The organism is Bradyrhizobium canariense, from assembly GCF_018130465.1.
In the GTDB taxonomy this organism is placed as follows: Bacteria; Pseudomonadota; Alphaproteobacteria; order Rhizobiales; family Xanthobacteraceae; genus Bradyrhizobium; species Bradyrhizobium canariense_C.
Window position 1 is genome coordinate 45771 of sequence record NZ_JAFCKJ010000002.1, and the last position, 18354, is coordinate 64124.

Consider the following 18354-nt stretch of genomic DNA (forward strand, 5'->3'; position numbering starts at 1 on the left):
GCTGACATGAAGCTGTCATAGCAAGCCTCTTGCGAGGCTCTTGCAAGCCTCTTGGCGCGCATGCCTCTTGCGCGGCGCCCGCGGTTCGGTCAATCGTTGCGGAACCGAGCCAGGAGGGACTTATGAGCGCACATGAAAGCATGGAGCATGCCGAGCACGCCGAACACGCGTCCGGCTCGAACAAGAAGATCGCGCTCCTGATCGCCGTTCTGGCGCTGTTCCTGGCGATCTCGGAGACGCTCGGCAAGGGCGCCCAGACCGAATCGATCAGCAAGAACGTCGAGGCTTCCAACCTCTGGGCCTTCTTCCAGGCAAAGAGCATCCGCCGCACGGTGGTTCAGACCGCGGCCGACCAGGGCAAGCTGATCCTCGGCGCGGCGAGCGACGAGGCCAACAAGGTGGCCGTGCAGAAGCAGATCGAGGACTGGCAGAAGACCGCGCAGCGCTACCGCTCCGAGCCCGAGACCGGCGAAGGCACCGAGCAACTGGCCGAAAAGGCCAAGCACGCCGAGCACGAGCGCGACGAGGCCACCGCGAAGTATCATCACTTCGAGCTGGCGTCCGCCGCCTTCCAGATCGGCATCGTGCTGGCCTCAGCCACCATCATCACCGGCATGATGGCGCTCGCCTATATCGCTGGCCTGCTGACGCTCGGCGGCATCGCCATGACCGCGCTCGGCCTATGGTTGCCGCATCTGGTGCATTTGCATTGAGGGGCCAACTGCACCGTCGTCCCGGCGAAGGCCGGGACCCATAACCACAGGGCATAGTTTGGCGAAGACTCATTGTTCGGTACTGCTGCCATCCACGATCGATAGATCACGCGGTATGGGTCCCGGCCTTCGCCGGGACGACACCTGAGGAATTGGCGTAGGCGCAGGCCCAGCAATAGCGCTCAGCGCGCTTCGTGCACGCTCTTGCGAAAGCGCTGGATCAGGCGGAGCGTGCGGGAGGACCAGCCTTCGCCGTTGCCCGCGATCAGCTCCTTGATGCGCCGCTTGATCGGATCGACCAGCTCGGCTGCCCTGGCACGCAGCTTCAGCACCAGAGCATAGAGCCGCTCGAACCAGGCCATCTCCATCAGCTTGTCACGCGTCACATCGAACACGAAGGCGGTAACGCCGACGCCGAGCAGCTTTGCGAACAGGATCGTGAAGACCGCGCTGGTCCAGTATTCGTGCGTGAGCAGCCATAGGCCGACCAGCTTGAGCGGAAACAGCGGAATGATGGGCACAGCGAACACGATCAGCGTCATCGCCGGCGACAGCGCATCGACGCGATCCGACAGCCATTGCTTGAACCGGGCGAGCGGGATGATTGCGACAACCCGCGCGACGATCGGTTCGAGATGGTCCCACAGCCAAGCTTCGATCAGGAAGACGATCGCAAGCAGGACCCAGACCGGTTGAAGCAGGCGGCGCAGCATGTGTTTCCCGCCCGATTCGGCGCTGGGCGCGACCTACATATGGATGGCCCGCTTGCCGACTGCAAGCGCGGCTTCCTTGATGGCCTCCGAGCGGGTCGGGTGCGCGTGGCAGGTGCGCGCGAGATCCTCCGCACTGCCGCCAAACTCCATGAGAACGGCCGCCTCATGGATCATTTCGCCGGCTTCGCGGCCGATAATGTGCACGCCGAGCACGCGATCGGTCTTCGCATCTGCGAGAATCTTCACAAAGCCGTCGGTGGTCTGGTTGACCTTGGAGCGGCCGTTGGCGGTAAAGGGAAACTTCCCGACCGTATAAGCCACGCCCGCCTGCTTCAGCTCCTCCTCGGTCTTGCCGACGGAGGATACTTCCGGCGTGGTATACACGACGCCTGGGATAACGTCGTAGTTCACGTGGCCGGCCTGCCCGGCGATGATCTCGGCGACCGCGACGCCTTCATCCTCGGCCTTGTGCGCGAGCATCGGGCCCGCGACCACGTCGCCGATGGCATAGACGCCCTTCACGCTGGTGGCGAAATGCGGATCGATCTGCACGCGGCCGCGATTGTCCAGCGCAACGCCGGCTTCCTTCAGGCCCAGCCCATCCGTGTACGGCACGCGGCCGATGGCGACGAGAACAACGTCGGCTTCCAGCGTTTCCGCAGCGCCGCCGGCGGCGGGTTCGATCGTCGCCTTCAGCGTCTTGCCGGAGGTGTCCACGCCGGTGACCTTGGCGCCGAGCTTGAACGCAAAACCCTGCTTCTCCAGGATGCGCTGGAATTGCTTGGCGATCTCGCCGTCCATGCCGGGCAGGATGCGGTCCAGGAATTCGACGACGACGACTTCGGCGCCGAGCCGGTGCCAGACCGAGCCGAGTTCGAGGCCGATCACGCCGGCGCCGACGATCAGCAGCTTGCCGGGGACCTTGTCCAGCGACAGCGCGCCGGTCGACGACACGATGCGGGTCTCGTCGATCTCGATGCCCTTCAGCCGCGCGATGTCCGAGCCGGTCGCGATCACGATGCTCTTGGTGTCGACGATTTGCGACTTGCCATCGGCGGAGACTTCGACCTTGCCGGTGCCGAGTATCTTGCCGCTGCCCTTGAGCACGTCGATCTTGTTCTTCTTCATCAGGAACTCGACGCCCTTGACGTTGCCGTCGATGCCCTGCTGCTTGAAGTTCATCATCGAAGGCAGATCGAGCTTCGGCGCGGAGACGCTGACGCCCATCTTGGCGAAGGAATGCCCGGCCTCCTCGAACATTTCGGAGGCGTGCAGCAGCGCCTTCGACGGCATGCAGCCGACATTGAGGCAGGTGCCGCCGAGCGTGGCGTTTTTCTCGACCACGGCGACTTTCATGCCGAGCTGGCTTGCGCGCACCGCGCAGACATAACCGCCCGGTCCGGTGCCGATGACGACGAGATCGTAGGTAGCCATGAGAGAAAGTCCCGTGAGTTTAGCGTTGAGAGATGTGTCAGCGTCCGCGCGGCGCGTCAGCGTCCGCCGGACACATCAAGAATGGCTGAGGTGACGTAGGAGGCATCATCCGACATCAGCCAGACGATGGCGTTGGCGACTTCATCGGCAGTACCGACGCGCTTCATCGGCACCATATGGGCCAGACGATGGGCGCGGTCGGGCTCACCGCCGGCAGCGTGGATTTCGGTGTCGATCAGGCCGGGGCGGATCGCGGCGACGCGGATGCCTTCGCCCGCGACCTCATGGCCGAGGCCGACGGTGAAGGAATCCACCGCGCCTTTTGACGCGGCATAATCGACATAGGTGTTGGGCGCGCCGAGCCTGGCGGCAACCGACGACAGATTGACGATGACGCCGCCCTTGCCGCCATGCTTGGTCGACATCCGCTTCACGGCTTCGCGCGCGCAGAGGATGGAGCCGGTGACGTTGACCGCCATCACGCGCTGGATGCGCTCGGCCGACATCTCGTCGACGCGCACGCCGCTCTGGCCGACGATGCCGCCATTGTTGACGAGCGCGCCAAGCGTGCCGAACGCGTCCGCGGCCTTGAACAGCGCGAGGATGTCGCTTTCCTCGGCGACATCGCATTTCACTGCGATGGCCTTGCCGTTGCTGGCCGCGATCTCGGCGACCACCTCGTCGGCGGCCGTCTTGTTGCTGACATAGCCGACAACGACGCGGAAGCCGCGCGCGGCCGCCGCAATCGCGGTCGCGCGGCCGATGCCGCGGCTGCCGCCGGTGATGACAACGACTTTATCCGTCACGCGCGCCTCCATGGTTCGACACGCGCCGTCGCGAAAGGCGACGGCGCTCGCAGAGCATCAGGGATCAGAGATCGAGCACCAGGCGCGCCGGGTCTTCCAGGCTCTCCTTCACGCGAACCAGGAAGGTGACGGCTTCCTTGCCGTCGATGACGCGGTGATCGTAGGACAGCGCCAGATACATCATCGGGCGGACCTCGACCTTGCCGCCGACGACCATCGGCCGCTCCTGGATCTTGTGCATGCCCAGAATGCCGGACTGCGGCGCGTTCAGGATCGGGGTCGACATCAGCGAGCCGTAGATGCCGCCATTGGTGATGGTGAAGGTACCGCCCTGCATCTCGTCGATCTTGAGCTGGCCGTCACGGGCGCGGCGACCGAAATCGGCGATGCCCTTCTCGATGTCGGCGATCGACTTGTTGTCGCAGTCGCGCACCACGGGCACGACGAGGCCCTTGTCGGTGCCGACGGCGACGCCGATGTGGTAGTAGTTCTTGTAGATCAGATCGGTGCCGTCGATCTCGGCGTTGACGGCCGGGATGTCCTTCAGGCCCTGCACGACGGCCTTGGTGAAGAAGCCCATGAAGCCGAGCTTCGAGCCGTGCTTCTTCTCGAACGCATCCTTGTAGTGCGCACGCAGCGCCATGACGTTGGTCATGTCGACCTCGTTGAAGGTCGTGAGCATCGCGGCGGTGTTCTGCACGTCCTTGAGGCGGCGCGCGATGGTCTGACGCAGCCGGGTCATCTTGACGCGCTCTTCGCGGGCGGCGTCATCGGCCGGCGAGGGTGCGCGGACCTGGACTGCGGCGGCGGGCTGGTTGACCGGGGTCGGCGCGGAGGCCGCACGCTCGATCGCCGCGAGCATGTCGCCCTTGGTGACGCGGCCGTCCTTGCCGGAGCCCGGGACGGTCGAGGCGTCGACGCCGGTCTCGGCCGACAGCTTGCGCACGGAGGGGGCGAGCGGGGTGTCGGCCGGCGGTGCCTTCGCCGCAGCGGGAGCAGCCGCAGCGGCGGCGGGAGCGGCAGCCGCGGGCTTTGCGGGCGCAGCGGCCGGCTTGGCAGCGCCAGCGGCGCCTTCGGTGATCTGGCCGAGCAACGCACCGACCGCAACGGTGGCACCATCGGCGGCGATGATCTCGCTCAGCGTGCCGGCGGAGGGCGCCGGGACTTCGATGGTGACCTTGTCGGTCTCAAGCTCCACCAAGGGCTCGTCGACGGCGACGGGATCGCCGGCCTTCTTGAACCAGCGGCCGATGGTGGCCTCGGTGACGGATTCGCCGAGGGTCGGCACACGAATTTCAGTCATGGTCTTTTCCTTAAGGAGATCGCCAATGCGGTCGGGAATTTTCAGGTGTCATCGGCCGGCGAAAAGCAGGCCATCCAGCAAGCCGAAACGTTCGCATTCACCACGGACGCCACGGTTTGCCGGATGCCCCGCTCCAGTGCGCCATTGCGCACAAGGCGGGGCATGACGCAGCTCGAAAAAGTTCAGCTCAATGCTTCGTCCAGGAACGCCTTCAACTGCGCCTGATGCTTCGACATCAGACCCGTGGCGGTCGCGGCGGAAGCGGCGCGGCCGACATAACGCGGACGCCGGCTCACACCGTTCACCTGGTTCAGCACCCATTCCAGATAGGGCTCGATGAAGTGCCACGCACCCATGTTGCGCGGCTCTTCCTGGCACCAGATCACCTCGGCCTTCTTGAAGCGCGACAGCTCGGCCACCAGTGCCTTCAGCGGCACCGGATAGAGCTGCTCGACGCGCATCAGGTAGATGTCGTCGATGCCGCGCTTCTCGCGCTCCTCGAACAGGTCGTAATAGACCTTGCCGGAGCACAGCACGATGCGGCGGATTTTTTCGTCCGGAACGAGCTTGGTCGCCTCGCTCGGCTGCATCTGGGCGTCATCGTAGAGGATGCGGTGGAAGGTCGTTCCCTTCGCAAGCTCCTCGAGACGCGACACCGCCCGCTTGTGACGCAGCAGCGACTTCGGCGTCATCACGATCAGCGGCTTGCGGATCTCGCGGTGGAGCTGCCGGCGCAGCACGTGGAAGTAGTTCGCCGGCGTGGTCGGATAGACCACCTGCATGTTGTCTTCCGCGCACATCTGGAGATAACGCTCCAGACGCGCCGAGGAGTGCTCCGGTCCCTGGCCTTCATAGCCGTGCGGCAAGAGGCAGACGAGGCCGGACATGCGCAGCCATTTGCGCTCACCCGAGGAGATGAACTGGTCGAACACGACCTGCGCGCCGTTGGCGAAGTCGCCGAACTGCGCTTCCCACAGCGTCAGCGTGTTCGGCTCGGCGAGCGAGTAGCCGTATTCGAAGCCGAGCACGGCTTCTTCCGACAGCAGCGAGTTGATGACCTCGTAATGGCCCTGCTCGTTGCCGAGATGGTTGAACGGCGTGTAGCGGCTCTCGTCTTCCTGGTCGATCAGGACCGAGTGGCGCTGCGAGAAGGTGCCGCGCTCCGAATCCTGTCCGGACAGGCGGACATGGTGGTTCTCGTTGAGCAGCGTGCAGAACGCCAGCGCCTCGCCTGTCGCCCAGTCGATGCCCGTGCCGCCGTCGATCGCCTTGGCGCGGTTTTCGAGGAAGCGCTGGATGGTGCGGTGGACGCGGAAACCATCCGGCACCTTGGTGATCTTGCGACCGATGTCCTTCAGTGCGGCGATGTCGACGCCGGTGACGCCACGCCGCGCATCTTCTTCCTGATCGGCGATCTTGAAGCCGGCCCATTTGCCGTCGAGCCAGTCGGCCTTGTTGGGCTTGTAGCCAGAGCCGGCTTCGAGCTCGGCATCGAGCCGCGCGCGCCAGTCGGCCTTGGCCTTCTCGACCTCGCCCTCGGTCAGCACGCCTTCGCTGACGAGACGCCGGGCGTAGAGCTCGAGCGTCGACGGATGGGCCGCGATCTTCTTGTACATCACCGGCTGGGTGAAAGCCGGCTCGTCGCCCTCGTTATGGCCATGCCTGCGGTAGCAGAACATGTCGATGACGACGGGCTTGTGGAATTTCTGCCGGAACTCGGTCGCAACCTTGGCCGCGAACACGACGGCTTCCGGATCGTCGCCGTTGACGTGGAAGATCGGCGCGTCGATCATCTTCGCCACGTCGGACGGGTAAGGCGACGAACGCGAATAACGCGGATAGGTGGTGAAGCCGATCTGGTTGTTGACGATGAAGTGCACGGAGCCGCCGGTGCGGTAGCCCTTCAGGTCCGACAGGCCGAAGCATTCCGCGACCACGCCCTGGCCGGCAAACGCCGCGTCGCCGTGCATCAGGAGCGGCAGCACCGAGATGCGCATGTCCGGCGGATCGCCGTGCTGGTCCTGCTTGGCGCGGACCTTGCCGAGCACGACGGGATCGACGATCTCGAGATGCGAGGGGTTGGCGGTCAGCGACAGATGGATGCGGTTGCCGTCGAACTCGCGATCCGAGGACGCGCCGAGGTGATATTTGACGTCGCCGGAGCCTTCGACCGCGTCAGGATTGGCCGACCCGCCCTTGAACTCGTGGAACAGCGCGCGATGCGCCTTGCCCATCACCTGGGTCAGCACGTTGAGGCGGCCGCGATGCGGCATGCCCAGCACGACCTCCTTCACGCCAAGATTGCCGCCGCGCTTGATGATCTGCTCGAGCGCGGGGATCAGTGACTCGGCGCCGTCCAGGCCGAAGCGCTTGGTGCCGGTGAACTTGGTGTCGCAGAATTTCTCGAAACCTTCGGCTTCGACCAGCTTCATCAGGATGGCGCGACGGCCTTCGCGGGTGAACGAGATTTCCTTGTCCGGCCCCTCGATCCGCTCCTGGATCCACGCCTTCTGCGCCGCATTGGTGATGTGCATGAACTCGACGCCGAGCGTCTGGCAGTAGGTGCGCTCGCAGATCGCGGTGATCTCGCGCAAGCTGCCGTATTCCAGCCCGAGCACGTGATCGAGGAAGATCTTCCGGTCGAAATCGGCTTCGCTGAAGCCGTAGGTGCGGGGGTCGAGCTCCTCGCGGTTACGCGGGGCTTCGATGCCGAGCGGATCGAGCTTGGCGTGGAAGTGACCGCGCATGCGGTAGGAGCGGATCAGCATCAGCGCGCGGACGGAGTCGCGCGTGGCCTGGAGCAAATCGGCGGAGGAGAGGCCGCCGCCCTTGTCGCCGCCCTTGGCCTGCGCCTTGGCGGCGATCTTGGCACCGACCGTCTTCTCGACTTCCGCCCAATTGCCGTCGAGCGCGGAGGTCAGGTCGTCCTGCGGGGTCAGCGGCCAGTTGGCGCGCTCCCAGGACGGGCCTTGGGCGTTCTTGCTGATGTCACCCGGCTGGTCGTTGAGGCTCTTGAAGAATTCCTGCCACTCGGCATCGACCGAGGACGGGTCCTTCTCGTAGCGGGCGTAGATTTCGTCGATGTAGGTGGCGTTGGTGCCCTGCAAAAAGGAGGAGAGGGCAAAGGCTGCGTTCGCGTCTTGGCGAGACATACTTGAGTTCCTGGCGATTTCGGTTCGCGCATAACAAACGGCGCTGGCGCTGGGCTCCCCGGCAGAGGACCAGCGCGACAGGCACCATTTACCCTATTTGCTGCGAAACTTCGCCCGGAAAATTACGAAGGTGTGAATCAGCGCTTCAATTTTTCGGCAAGCGTGTGGCCGAGGCGAGCGGGAGACGGCGACACTGTAATTCCAGCCGATTTCATCGCGTCGGTCTTGGAACCGGCGTCGCCCTTGCCACCCGAAATGATCGCACCGGCATGTCCCATGCGGCGGCCGGGAGGGGCGGTCACGCCGGCGATAAAACCGACCATCGGCTTCTTGCGGCCGCGCTTGGCCTCGTCCTTGAGGAACTGGGCGGCGTCCTCCTCGGCGGAACCGCCGATCTCGCCGATCATGATGATCGATTCGGTCTTGGGGTCGCCAAGCAGCATTTCCAGCACGTCGATGAACTCGGTTCCCTTGACCGGGTCGCCGCCGATGCCGACCGCAGTGGTCTGGCCGAGGCCTTCCTGGGTGGTCTGAAACACGGCTTCGTAGGTCAGGGTGCCGGAGCGGGAGACGATGCCGACGCTGCCGGTCTTGAAGATGTTGGCCGGCATGATGCCGATCTTGCACTCGCCGGCAGTCATGACGCCCGGGCAGTTCGGCCCGATCAGGCGTGACTTGGAGCCAGCCAGTGAACGCTTCACCCGCACCATGTCGATGACCGGGATACCTTCCGTGATGCAGACGATCAGCGGGATCTCGGCGTCGATGGCTTCGCAGATCGCATCGGCCGCGCCCGGCGGCGGCACGTAGATCACCGACGCGTCGGCGCCGGTCTTCTCACGCGCCTCGCGCACGGTGTCGAACACCGGCAGCCCCAGATGCGTCGCGCCGCCTTTGCCCGGCGAGGTGCCGCCGACCATCTTGGTGCCGTAGGCAATCGCGGCCTCCGAGTGGAAGGTGCCGTTCTTGCCGGTAAAGCCCTGGCAGATGACCTTGGTGTTCTTGTCGATCAGGATGGACATGAGGTCTGCTTTCGCGAAACTAACGAGTGAGAGGTCAGTGGATGCGGCGGTAGACGCCGGTGAGCACGTCGGCCCAGCCTTCCGCGTCCGGCGAGAACTGGATCTTCAACGAATAGGAATCGTCGTCGATGATTTCGTAGACGTGGCGCGCATTGCCGCGGAGCGAGCCGCGCACCAGCGTCAGGGTCTGGCCGACCCACCCGCCGGAGGCGGGCGAGGGCGGCGTGTAGCCGAGCGAGTCGTACCAGAACAATTTGTAGGTCCGGTCCTCGCGGTCGAAGGTGAAGATGCCGTGGGTGGCGAAGCTCTGCTTGCCGTCGCGGGTCTGGACCGAGTCCTGGATCAGATAGAAGCCGTTGAGATCCATGCGGGCGACGACGTGAGAGGTCGCCGTCCCGCCCTCCGTCCAGCGCGACGGAAAGACCACCTCTTCGCCATTCCATTCACCGGCGAACGCGGCAAGACGCGCGTGCTCCGACAGCGGGGACGATGCAGCGAGATGGTCCTGGGTCATGGCCTCAGCCTCCCTTGACGGCCTTCACGATCTTCTGCGCGGCGTCGTCGAGATTGTCGGCCGGCACCACGTTCAGGCCGGATTCGCGGATGATCTTCTTGCCCAGCTCGACATTGGTGCCTTCGAGACGAACCACCAGCGGCACGCTGAGGCCAACTTCACGCACGGCGGCCGTGACGCCCTCGGCGATCACGTCGCACTTCATGATGCCACCGAAGATGTTGACCAGGATGCCCTTCACGTTCGGATCCGCGGTGATGATCTTGAACGCGGCCGCGACCTTCTCCTTGCTGGCGCTGCCGCCGACGTCGAGGAAGTTCGCCGGCGCCATGCCGTAGAGTTTGATGATGTCCATCGTCGCCATCGCGAGACCGGCGCCGTTGACCATGCAGCCGATATTGCCGTCGAGGGTGACGTAGTTGAGGTCGTATTTCGACGCTTCGATTTCCTTGGCGTCTTCCTCGGTCTCGTCGCGCAGCGCGAGCACCTCGGGGTGACGGAACAGGGCGTTGTCGTCGAACGACACCTTGGCGTCGAGCACGCGGAGCTGGCCCTGCTTGGTCACGACCAGCGGGTTGATCTCCAGCATCGACATGTCCTTGGCGACGAAGGCCGCGTAGAGCTGCGCGGTGAGCTTCTCGGCCTGCTTGGCGAGATCGCCGGAGAGCTTCAGCGCATTCGCGACGGTGCGGCCGTGATGGCCCATGATGCCGGTCGCGGGATCGATCGAGAAGGTCACGATCTTCTCAGGGCTGTTGTGCGCGACGTCTTCGATGTTGACGCCGCCCTCGGTCGACACCACGAAGGAGACGCGAGAGGTCTCGCGGTCGACCAGGATCGAGAGGTAGAATTCCTTGTCGATGTCGGAGCCGTCCTCGATGTAGAGGCGGTTGACCTGCTTGCCGGCGGGGCCGGTCTGGATCGTCACCAGCGTGGCACCGAGCATCTGCTTGGCGAATTCGGAAACCTCCGCGGCCGACTTGGCGATGCGCACGCCGCCCTTGTCGCCGGCCGAGGCCTCCTTGAACTTGCCCTTGCCGCGGCCGCCGGCGTGGATCTGGCTCTTCACCACCCAGACCGGGCCCGGAAGTGCCTTTGCCGCGGCGTCCGCATCGGCCGCCTTCAGGACCGGAACGCCCTTGGAGATCGCGACGCCGAACTCGTTCAGCAGCGCTTTGGCCTGATATTCATGGATATTCATATGGTCGCTCCCTGAACCCGCGGGCGGTGACCTCGTAGGCCCACCTCAGTCTTGTGGCTGGCATACCATATACCACAGGAACTGCAACCCGGATTCTTTGACATCGATCTCTGGACGGTCGACCCGAAACCCGCCAAGCCTTCAACAAGAGTTGCAGCCGGGGCCCGGAAGTGAAACCGCCGAAGACCGGTTTTCGATCTTCGGCGGAGATTGTTGCGTTTAGCGGCCCAGAAGATCGGGTGCGATCTTCTTGCAGGCGTCAACCAGACCCTGCACCGCGCCGACCGACTTGTCGAAGGCTTCGCGGTCCTTGCCGACGAGCTCGATCTCGACGACGCGCTCGACACCCTTGGAGCCGATCACGACGGGCACGCCGACATACATGTCCTTCACGCCGTATTCGCCGTTCAGGTAGGCGGCCGAGGCCAGCACGCGCTTCTTGTCACGCAGATAGCTCTCGGCCATCGCGATCGCGGAAGCCGCCGGCGCGTAGAAGGCCGAGCCGGTCTTGAGCAGATTGACGATCTCGGCGCCGCCGTTGCGGGTGCGGTCGACGATCTCGTCGAGGCGCGCCTGCGAGGTCCAGCCCATCTTGACGAGATCGGGCAGCGGGATGCCGGCGACGGTGGAGTATTTTACCAGCGGCACCATGGTGTCGCCATGGCCGCCCAGCACGAAGGCGGTCACGTCTTCGACCGAAACGTTGAACTCGTCGGCCAGGAAGTAGCGGAAGCGCGACGAATCCAGCACGCCGGCCATGCCGACGACCTTCTTGTGCGGCAGGCCCGAGGCCTTCTGCAGCGCCCAGACCATCGCGTCGAGCGGGTTGGTGATGCAGATGACGAAGGCGTCCGGGGCGTACTTCTTGATGCCGGCGCCGACCTGCTCCATGACCTTGAGGTTGATGGAGAGGAGGTCGTCGCGGCTCATGCCCGGCTTGCGCGGCACGCCGGCGGTGACGATGCAGACCTTTGCGTTGTCGAGCGCCTCGTAGGAGTTCGCGCCGGTGTAGTGCGCGTCAAAGCCGTCGACCGGCGAGGACTGCGCGATGTCGAGCGCCTTGCCCTGCGGCACGCCCTCGGCGATGTCGAACATCACCACGTCGCCCAGCTCTTTCAGGCCGATGAGATGAGCCAGCGTTCCGCCGATCTGACCGGAGCCAATCAAAGCAATCTTGTCGCGCGCCATGTGAACCTGTCCTTTAGACACGTAAGGAGGGGAAACTGAGTGGCTGGTTATCCCTTTCGCCTTCCCCGTTCAAGTCGCCGGTTGCCCAATTGTCGGGCTTGGCGAGATGGCAGCCAGCACGTCGAGCTGTCATTCCCGGGCGCGCGAAGCGCGTGCCCGAAATGACGCCGGGAGATGGGACGAAATAGGACTTAAGTCTCCACCAGGCCCTTGGTCGAGCCGCTGGCTGTGGAATCCTTGCGGCCGTGGGGCAGCGCCAGATAGGATTCCGAGCTCATTTCGATCAGGCGCGAGGCGGTGCGCTTGAACTCGTTGGCCTCGTTGCCCTCGTGGGCAAGATAGAGCGAGATCGGGTTGGCATCGGCCGAGGCCATCAGCTTCACGGCATTGTCATAGAGCGTGTCGATCAGCGTGATGAAACGCTTGGCGGCGTTGCGCTGAGAGATGTCCATCACTGGAATATGGTCGACCAGGATGGTGTGATAGTCGTGCGCCAGCCTGAGATAGTCGGATGCCCCGAGCGGCTTCTCGCAGAGATCGGCGAACGCGAAGCGCGCAACGCCGTGGGCCGAGCACGGCACGTGCAGGATGCGGCCCTTGATCGAAATATCGCGCGACCTGCATTTGGCGCCGCCCGACATCCTCGACCAGGCGCGGTCGAGCGCGGTGTCCGCGTCTGCGTCTGCCGGCGTCAGCCACATCGGCACGCCCTGCAGCTTTTCGAGCCGGAAGTCGGTGCGCGCGTCGAGCCGCAGCACGTCCATGTGGTCGGTGATCTGCCTGATGAAGGGCAGGAACAGCGAACGGTTCAGACCGCCCTTGTAGAGGTCGTCAGGCGCGACGTTGGAGGTCGCGACCACCACGGTGCCGAGCTCCAGCAGCTTTGCGAACAGGCGGCCGAGGATCATCGCGTCCGCGATGTCGGTGACGTGAAATTCGTCGAAACAGAGCAGCCAGCTCTCCTCGAAGATCGCATGCGCGGTCAGCGCGATGACGTCGCCATCGGCGATCTCGCCGCGCGCGATGCCCTGGCGATAATCGTAGATGCGCTCGTGCACATCGGCCATGAATTCGTGGAAATGCGCGCGCCGCTTGTGCTCGACGGCACTGTGCTGGAAGAACAGATCCATCAGCATGGTCTTGCCGCGGCCGACCTCGCCATGGACGTAGAGCCCGTGCGGCGCCTCGTCCTTGTCGCTGCTGAACAGGCGGCTGAGCAGGCCCTGCTTGCGCTGCGGCTTGTAATCGGCGAGCCGCTGGTCGAGCGCCGCATAGGCTTCGGCGATTTCGGCCTGCGCAGCGTCGGGCTCGATCGCGCCGGACGCGACCTGGGCCTGATAGGCCTCGCGGAATGGGGAACTGGGGGTCGAGAGCATGGCCCTTTACCGCCAGAGATGACCGGAAATTGCAAGCCGTCAATTGGTGGACGGGGTATGCGCTTTTCTCCCTCTCCCCGTTCTTACAGGGAGAGGGTTGGGGTGAGGGGCCTCTCTCCGCGCTTGAGATCGTCGTGGGACCTGTACCCCCTCACCCGAAATTCAAGCTGCGCTTGAATTTCGACCTCTCCCCGCAAGCGGGGCGAGGTCAAGAAAGGTGTCACTCACACAGCTCGTAGGCGTCCTCGACCACATAGGGCCCGCCGCCGGTGGAGGCGCGGGACGAGAACAGCACGAAACGTTCGGCCGTGAAGGCCTTGCTGGGAAAATAGCCGCGCAGCGAGAGATAATCGGCGACGTCACGGTCGGTGGCGTCGTGCAGACGGGCCAGCGTGACATGCGGGATGAACTTGCGGCCTTCAGGATTGAGGCCGATCCGCTGCATCAAGCGCTCGAGCTCGGCCTGCAACTCCATCAGCGGCCTGCTCGGCACGATGGTTGCGACCACCGCGCGCGGCTTGCGTCCGCCGAAACTCTGCAAGCCCTGCACCTTCACCTCGAACGGCTTGCGGTCGACGCGAAACAGCATCGAGGCGATTTCGTTGGCGGACATGCCGTCGATATTGCCGATGAAGCGCAGTGTGACGTGGTAATTTTCGGGATCGATCCAGCGGGCGCCGGGAAGACCGCCCCGCAAATTGGAAAGCGACTGGCCGATCTCGGCCGGAATTTCCAGGCCAGTGAACAAACGCGGCATCGTTTCGCACTCCCGATGCTTGGACATGATCCCAGGGAAAGACCATGTCCAAATTTTAGAGCCGGAGACGAATCACCGGTACCTTGATTCCTATCGCAGTTGTATGACTCTGCGAAGCACGGCGCGCACCACCCCGGGAAAACCCTGGGTATTAGGGTTAGCGCTGCCTGCATTTCAACGCCGTTGCTCGCTTATGGTGCGCAGAAATGCCTCCACTGTGGGCATGATGGTGCCAACGATGATGTCGACGCCGGGCGCGGTCGGATGAATGCCGTCGGCCTGGTTGAGCTTGGCATCCGCTGCAACACCGTCAAGAAAAAACGGATAGAGCGGCACGTCGAATTTTTTCGCCAGATCCGGATAAATCGAATTGAAGCGCGCGGCATAATCCGCGCCGTAATTCGGCGGCGCCAGCATGCCGCACAGCATCACCGCGATCTTGCGCGCCTTGAGGCGCTGGACGATTTCGGTGAGCGCGGCGCGCGTCAGGTCGGGATCGATGCCGCGCAGCGCGTCGTTGGCGCCGAGCTCGATGATCACACCGTCGGTTCCGTCAGGGACCGACCAGTCGAGCCGGTCACGGCCACCCGACGAGGTGTCGCCGGATACCCCAGCATTGGTCATGTCGACCTCTATGCCTTTGTCCTGCAAAGCTTTTTTAAGCTTCGCGGGGAACGCTTCCTGGGCCGGGAGGCCAAGACCGGCGCTCAAGGAATCGCCGAGAACCACCAGCTTTATCGGCTTCGCCGCCTCAGCCCATGCCGGATTTGCGACCGTCATCAAAGCGAACATCAACACGGCTATGTGCATGAACAATCCGTAACGCCTCTCGACCACGCGTGCGGAGTTGCCATATGACCGGACCATGGACACTCGCATCTATTCCTCTTCGCTCGCCGACAGCTCGGCGGACACCATCGCCATCTCCAACGTCAATCTGTCATTGGGTACGGGCGCGGCACGCGTTCACATTCTCAAGGATATCAGCTTGCGCGTCGGCCGTAGCGAGACGATCGGCCTGATCGGCCCGTCAGGCTCGGGCAAATCCACGCTGCTGATGGTGATGGCGGGGCTGGAGCGTCCTGATAGCGGAGAGGTGGTGGTCAGCGGCACGCCTTTCAATGCCCTCGACGAGGACGCGCTGGCCCGCTTCCGCGGCCGCCAGGTCGGCATCGTCTTCCAGTCCTTCCATTTGATCCCGACCATGACCGCGCTGGAGAACGTCGCGGTGCCGCTCGAACTCGCCGGCAATCCCGACGCCGCAAAGCGCGCGGCGCAGGAGCTGCAATCGGTCGGGCTCGGCGACCGACTGCATCATTATCCGACGCAGCTCTCCGGCGGCGAACAGCAGCGCGTCGCGCTCGCCCGCGCGCTGGCACCCGATCCCGCGATCCTCGTTGCCGACGAGCCGACCGGCAATCTCGACGAAGCCACGGGAAAACAGATCGTCGACCTCCTGTTCAGCAAGCATGCCGAGCGCGGCATGACGCTGGTGCTGGTCACGCACGATTCCTCGCTCGCGCATCGCTGCGATCGCGTGATCCGCCTGCGCTCCGGGCGCATCGACACGCAGTCGGCGCCGGCATGAGCACTGCCGCAGAACCGTTCGCGAGGCCCAACGGCGTCGCGCTGTCGCTGCGCTACGCGCTGCGCGAATTGCGCGGCGGCCTGCGCGGCTTCTACGTCTTCATTGCCTGCATCGCGCTCGGCGTGATGGCCATCGCCGGTGTCGGTTCGGTCTCGGCGAGCCTGAGCGACGGCCTCGCCCGCGAGGGCCGCACGCTGCTCGGGGGCGACGTGTCGTTCGTCCTGTTTCAGCGCGAGGCGAAGCCGGAGGAAGTCGCCTTCCTGCGTTCGCGCGGCACCGTCTCGAGCGCCGCCACGCTGCGCGGCATGGCGCGCTCGGCCGAAGGCAAGCTGGCGCTGGTCGAGATGAAGGCGGTCGACGACACCTATCCGATGCTCGGCCAATTGACGCTGGCGCCACCGCTGCCGATGTCCGACCTGCTCGCGGAGCGCGACGGTGCGTTCGGCGCGGCCGCCGATCCGACGCTGCTGGCGCGGCTGTCGCTCAAGACCGGCGATCGCGTCACCATCGGGTCCGCGACGTTCCAGATCCGCAGCGCCGTCGAAGCCGAACCGGACAAGCTCGCCGGCGGCATTGGCTTCGGCCCGCGCTTCCTGATCAGCGAGGCGGGCCTGCGCGCCACAGGGCTGATCCAGCCCGGCAGCCTGGTGCGCTGGGTCTACCGTGTGAAGCTGCCGGAGATCGCCAACGGCGAGCGCGCCACCGACGCCTTCATTGCGGATTCGCGCAACGCCGCGCCGCAGGCGGGCTGGGAGGTCCGCAGCCGCTCCAATGCCTCGCCGCAGCTCGAGCGCAACATCAACCGCTTCACGCAGTTTCTGACGCTGGTCGGCCTCGCCGCGCTGCTGGTGGGCGGCGTCGGCGTCGCCAATGCCGTCAAGGCCCATATCGACCACAAGCTCGAGGTGATCGCGGCCTTCAAGGCCGTCGGCGCCACGGGGCGCGACGTGTTCGGCATCTATCTCGCCCAGGTTCTGCTGCTCGCCGCGATCGGCTCGGTGATCGGCCTCGCGCTCGGCGCCGCCATGCCCTTCGCGATCGTAGGCCTGTTCGGCAAGCTGCTGCCGCTGCCGGTGGTGCCGGCGGTTCATGCCGACGAGCTCGCGCTGTCGTTCGTCTACGGGCTGCTCACTGCGCTTGCCTTCGGCCTGTGGCCGCTCGGCCGCGTGCACGACGTGCCGGTGGCGGCGCTGTTCCGCGACACCATCAGCTCCGAATGGCATCGGCCACGCTGGAGCTACCTCGTGTTCATGGCCGTCGTGATCGCGCTGCTCATCGCGGTCGTGATCGGCCTCTCCTTCGACAAGCGCATCGCCGCGGTGTTCGTGGCCTCCTCCGTCGTCGTGTTCGCGCTGCTGCGCGGCATTGCCGCCCTGCTGATGACGATCGCACGGCGGCTGCCGCGCACGCGGTTGCCGATGCTGCGACTTGCGATTGCCAACATCCACCGGCCGGGCGCGCTGACGCCCTCGGTCGTGCTGTCGCTCGGGCTCGGACTCGCCGTGCTCGTCACCATCACCCAGATCGACGGCAATCTGCGCCGGCAGTTCCTGGCGGCACTGCCCGAGCACGCGCCATCGTTCTTCTTCATCGACATTCCGAGCACGCAGGCCGAGCAGTTCGACTTGTATCTGCGCCAGATCGCCCCTGGCGCGAAGGTCGAGGACGTGCCGATGCTGCGCGGACGGATCGTCGGAGCCCGTGGCGTCCGCGCCGAGGAGCTCAAGCCCAGCACCGATTCCGAGTGGGTGCTGCAGAGCGACCGTGGCCTGACCTATACCGCCGATCTGCCGAAAGGCTCCAAGGTGGTCGAGGGCGAGTGGTGGAGCGCCGATTATGCCGGCCCGCCGCTGGTTTCGATGGAGAAGAAGATCGCCGACGGACTCGGCCTCAAACTCGGCGACGAAGTCGTGGTCAACATCCTCGGCCGCGACATCCCCGCGAAGATCAGCAATCTGCGCACCATCGACTGGCAGGGCCTCGGCATCAATTTCGTCCTGGTGTTCTCGCCCAACGCCTTCAAGGGCGCGCCGCACACCCACATCGCGACGCTGACGGAAGCCGGAGGCGATGCGACCGGCGACGGCAAGATCATCAAGGAGGTCGCTGACGCCTATCCGATGGTGACGAGCGTGCGCGTGCGCGAGGTGATGGAGACGGTCGGCTCGGTCGTGACCAACCTTGCGCTGGCAATCCGCGGCGCCAGCGCGGTGACCCTGATCTCGGCGATCCTGGTCTTGGGCGGGGCGCTCGCCGCCGGCCATCGCCACAGGGTCTACGATGCGGTGATCCTCAAGACCCTGGGCGCGACCCGGCTGCGGCTGCTCGGCGCCTATGCGCTCGAATACCTCCTGATCGGGCTCGCCACCGCGGTGTTCGGCGTTTTCGCCGGCAGCGTCGCGGCCTGGATGATCGTGACCCGGCTGATGACCCTCACTTTCGTCTGGCAGGCCGGCAGCGCCGCCGGCGTGGTCGCGGCTGCCTTGGTCGTCACGGTCGGTCTCGGGCTCGCGGGCACGCTGCTGGCATTGAACAAAAAGCCCGCCACGGTGTTGCGGAATTTGTGACAAATGGTAGCGGGTGGCTG

The 18354-nt window shown here is 64.9% G+C and carries 15 protein-coding genes; 3 read left to right on the forward strand and 12 right to left on the reverse strand.

The window, feature by feature from the left end; translation table 11 throughout:
* The first annotated feature begins 122 nt into the window (after positions 1-122).
* The gene (locus JQ591_RS04505; RefSeq protein ID WP_211394851.1) at positions 123-713 is read left to right on the forward strand and encodes a DUF4337 domain-containing protein; all 591 of its coding nucleotides are present in this window, start codon (positions 123-125) and stop codon (positions 711-713) included.
* 182 nt (positions 714-895) lie between these two features.
* Here the strand turns inward: JQ591_RS04505 and JQ591_RS04510 are convergent, their stop codons facing one another.
* The 12 genes from JQ591_RS04510 to JQ591_RS04565 form a co-directional block, all read right to left on the reverse strand.
* The gene (locus tag JQ591_RS04510) at positions 896-1426 is read right to left on the reverse strand and encodes a hypothetical protein (protein WP_211394852.1); all 531 of its coding nucleotides are present in this window, start codon (positions 1424-1426) and stop codon (positions 896-898) included.
* A gap of 33 nt (positions 1427-1459) precedes the next feature.
* Positions 1460-2860 carry a dihydrolipoyl dehydrogenase gene (gene lpdA / locus JQ591_RS04515; protein WP_211394853.1) on the reverse strand — a complete coding sequence of 467 codons (1401 nt, stop codon included), beginning with the start codon at positions 2858-2860 and terminating at the stop codon, positions 1460-1462.
* A 56-nt stretch (positions 2861-2916) separates the two neighbouring features.
* Complete coding sequence (locus JQ591_RS04520) at positions 2917-3678, reverse strand: SDR family oxidoreductase (protein ID WP_211394854.1); 762 nt, start codon at positions 3676-3678, stop codon at positions 2917-2919.
* Between the two features lie 52 nt (positions 3679-3730).
* The gene (gene odhB / locus JQ591_RS04525; RefSeq protein WP_211394855.1) at positions 3731-4969 is read right to left on the reverse strand and encodes a 2-oxoglutarate dehydrogenase complex dihydrolipoyllysine-residue succinyltransferase; all 1239 of its coding nucleotides are present in this window, start codon (positions 4967-4969) and stop codon (positions 3731-3733) included.
* Between the two features lie 182 nt (positions 4970-5151).
* Positions 5152-8121: a 2-oxoglutarate dehydrogenase E1 component gene (locus tag JQ591_RS04530; protein ID WP_211394856.1), complete on the reverse strand. Its 2970-nt coding sequence runs from the start codon at positions 8119-8121 to the stop codon at positions 5152-5154.
* Positions 8122-8258: 137 nt separating this feature from the next.
* Complete coding sequence (gene sucD / locus JQ591_RS04535; RefSeq protein WP_211394857.1) at positions 8259-9143, reverse strand: succinate--CoA ligase subunit alpha; 885 nt, start codon at positions 9141-9143, stop codon at positions 8259-8261.
* A gap of 34 nt (positions 9144-9177) precedes the next feature.
* On the reverse strand, positions 9178-9657 hold the full coding sequence (locus JQ591_RS04540) for a DUF1579 family protein (protein ID WP_211394858.1): 480 nt from the start codon (positions 9655-9657) through the stop codon (positions 9178-9180).
* Between the two features lie 4 nt (positions 9658-9661).
* Positions 9662-10858, reverse strand: a complete 1197-nt coding sequence (gene sucC / locus JQ591_RS04545; RefSeq protein WP_007604323.1) for an ADP-forming succinate--CoA ligase subunit beta — start codon at positions 10856-10858, stop codon at positions 9662-9664.
* Between the two features lie 219 nt (positions 10859-11077).
* On the reverse strand, positions 11078-12046 hold the full coding sequence (gene mdh / locus JQ591_RS04550; RefSeq protein ID WP_007598869.1) for a malate dehydrogenase: 969 nt from the start codon (positions 12044-12046) through the stop codon (positions 11078-11080).
* Positions 12047-12237: 191 nt separating this feature from the next.
* Positions 12238-13422, reverse strand: coding sequence for a cell division protein ZapE (gene zapE, locus JQ591_RS04555; RefSeq protein ID WP_211394859.1), 1185 nt, complete (start codon positions 13420-13422; stop codon positions 12238-12240).
* A gap of 220 nt (positions 13423-13642) precedes the next feature.
* Positions 13643-14179 carry an RNA 2',3'-cyclic phosphodiesterase gene (gene thpR / locus JQ591_RS04560; protein ID WP_211394860.1) on the reverse strand — a complete coding sequence of 179 codons (537 nt, stop codon included), beginning with the start codon at positions 14177-14179 and terminating at the stop codon, positions 13643-13645.
* Positions 14180-14353: 174 nt separating this feature from the next.
* Complete coding sequence (locus JQ591_RS04565; protein WP_211394861.1) at positions 14354-14989, reverse strand: arylesterase; 636 nt, start codon at positions 14987-14989, stop codon at positions 14354-14356.
* A 55-nt stretch (positions 14990-15044) separates the two neighbouring features.
* Between JQ591_RS04565 and JQ591_RS04570 the strand changes: the two genes are divergently transcribed.
* A complete protein-coding gene (locus JQ591_RS04570; RefSeq protein ID WP_211394862.1) occupies positions 15045-15767 on the forward strand; it encodes an ABC transporter ATP-binding protein in 723 nt (240 codons plus the stop codon).
* On the forward strand, positions 15764-18334 hold the full coding sequence (locus JQ591_RS04575; protein WP_211394863.1) for an ABC transporter permease: 2571 nt from the start codon (positions 15764-15766) through the stop codon (positions 18332-18334). The genes JQ591_RS04570 and JQ591_RS04575 overlap by 4 nt, the downstream gene beginning before the upstream one ends.
* Positions 18335-18354 lie beyond the last annotated feature (20 nt).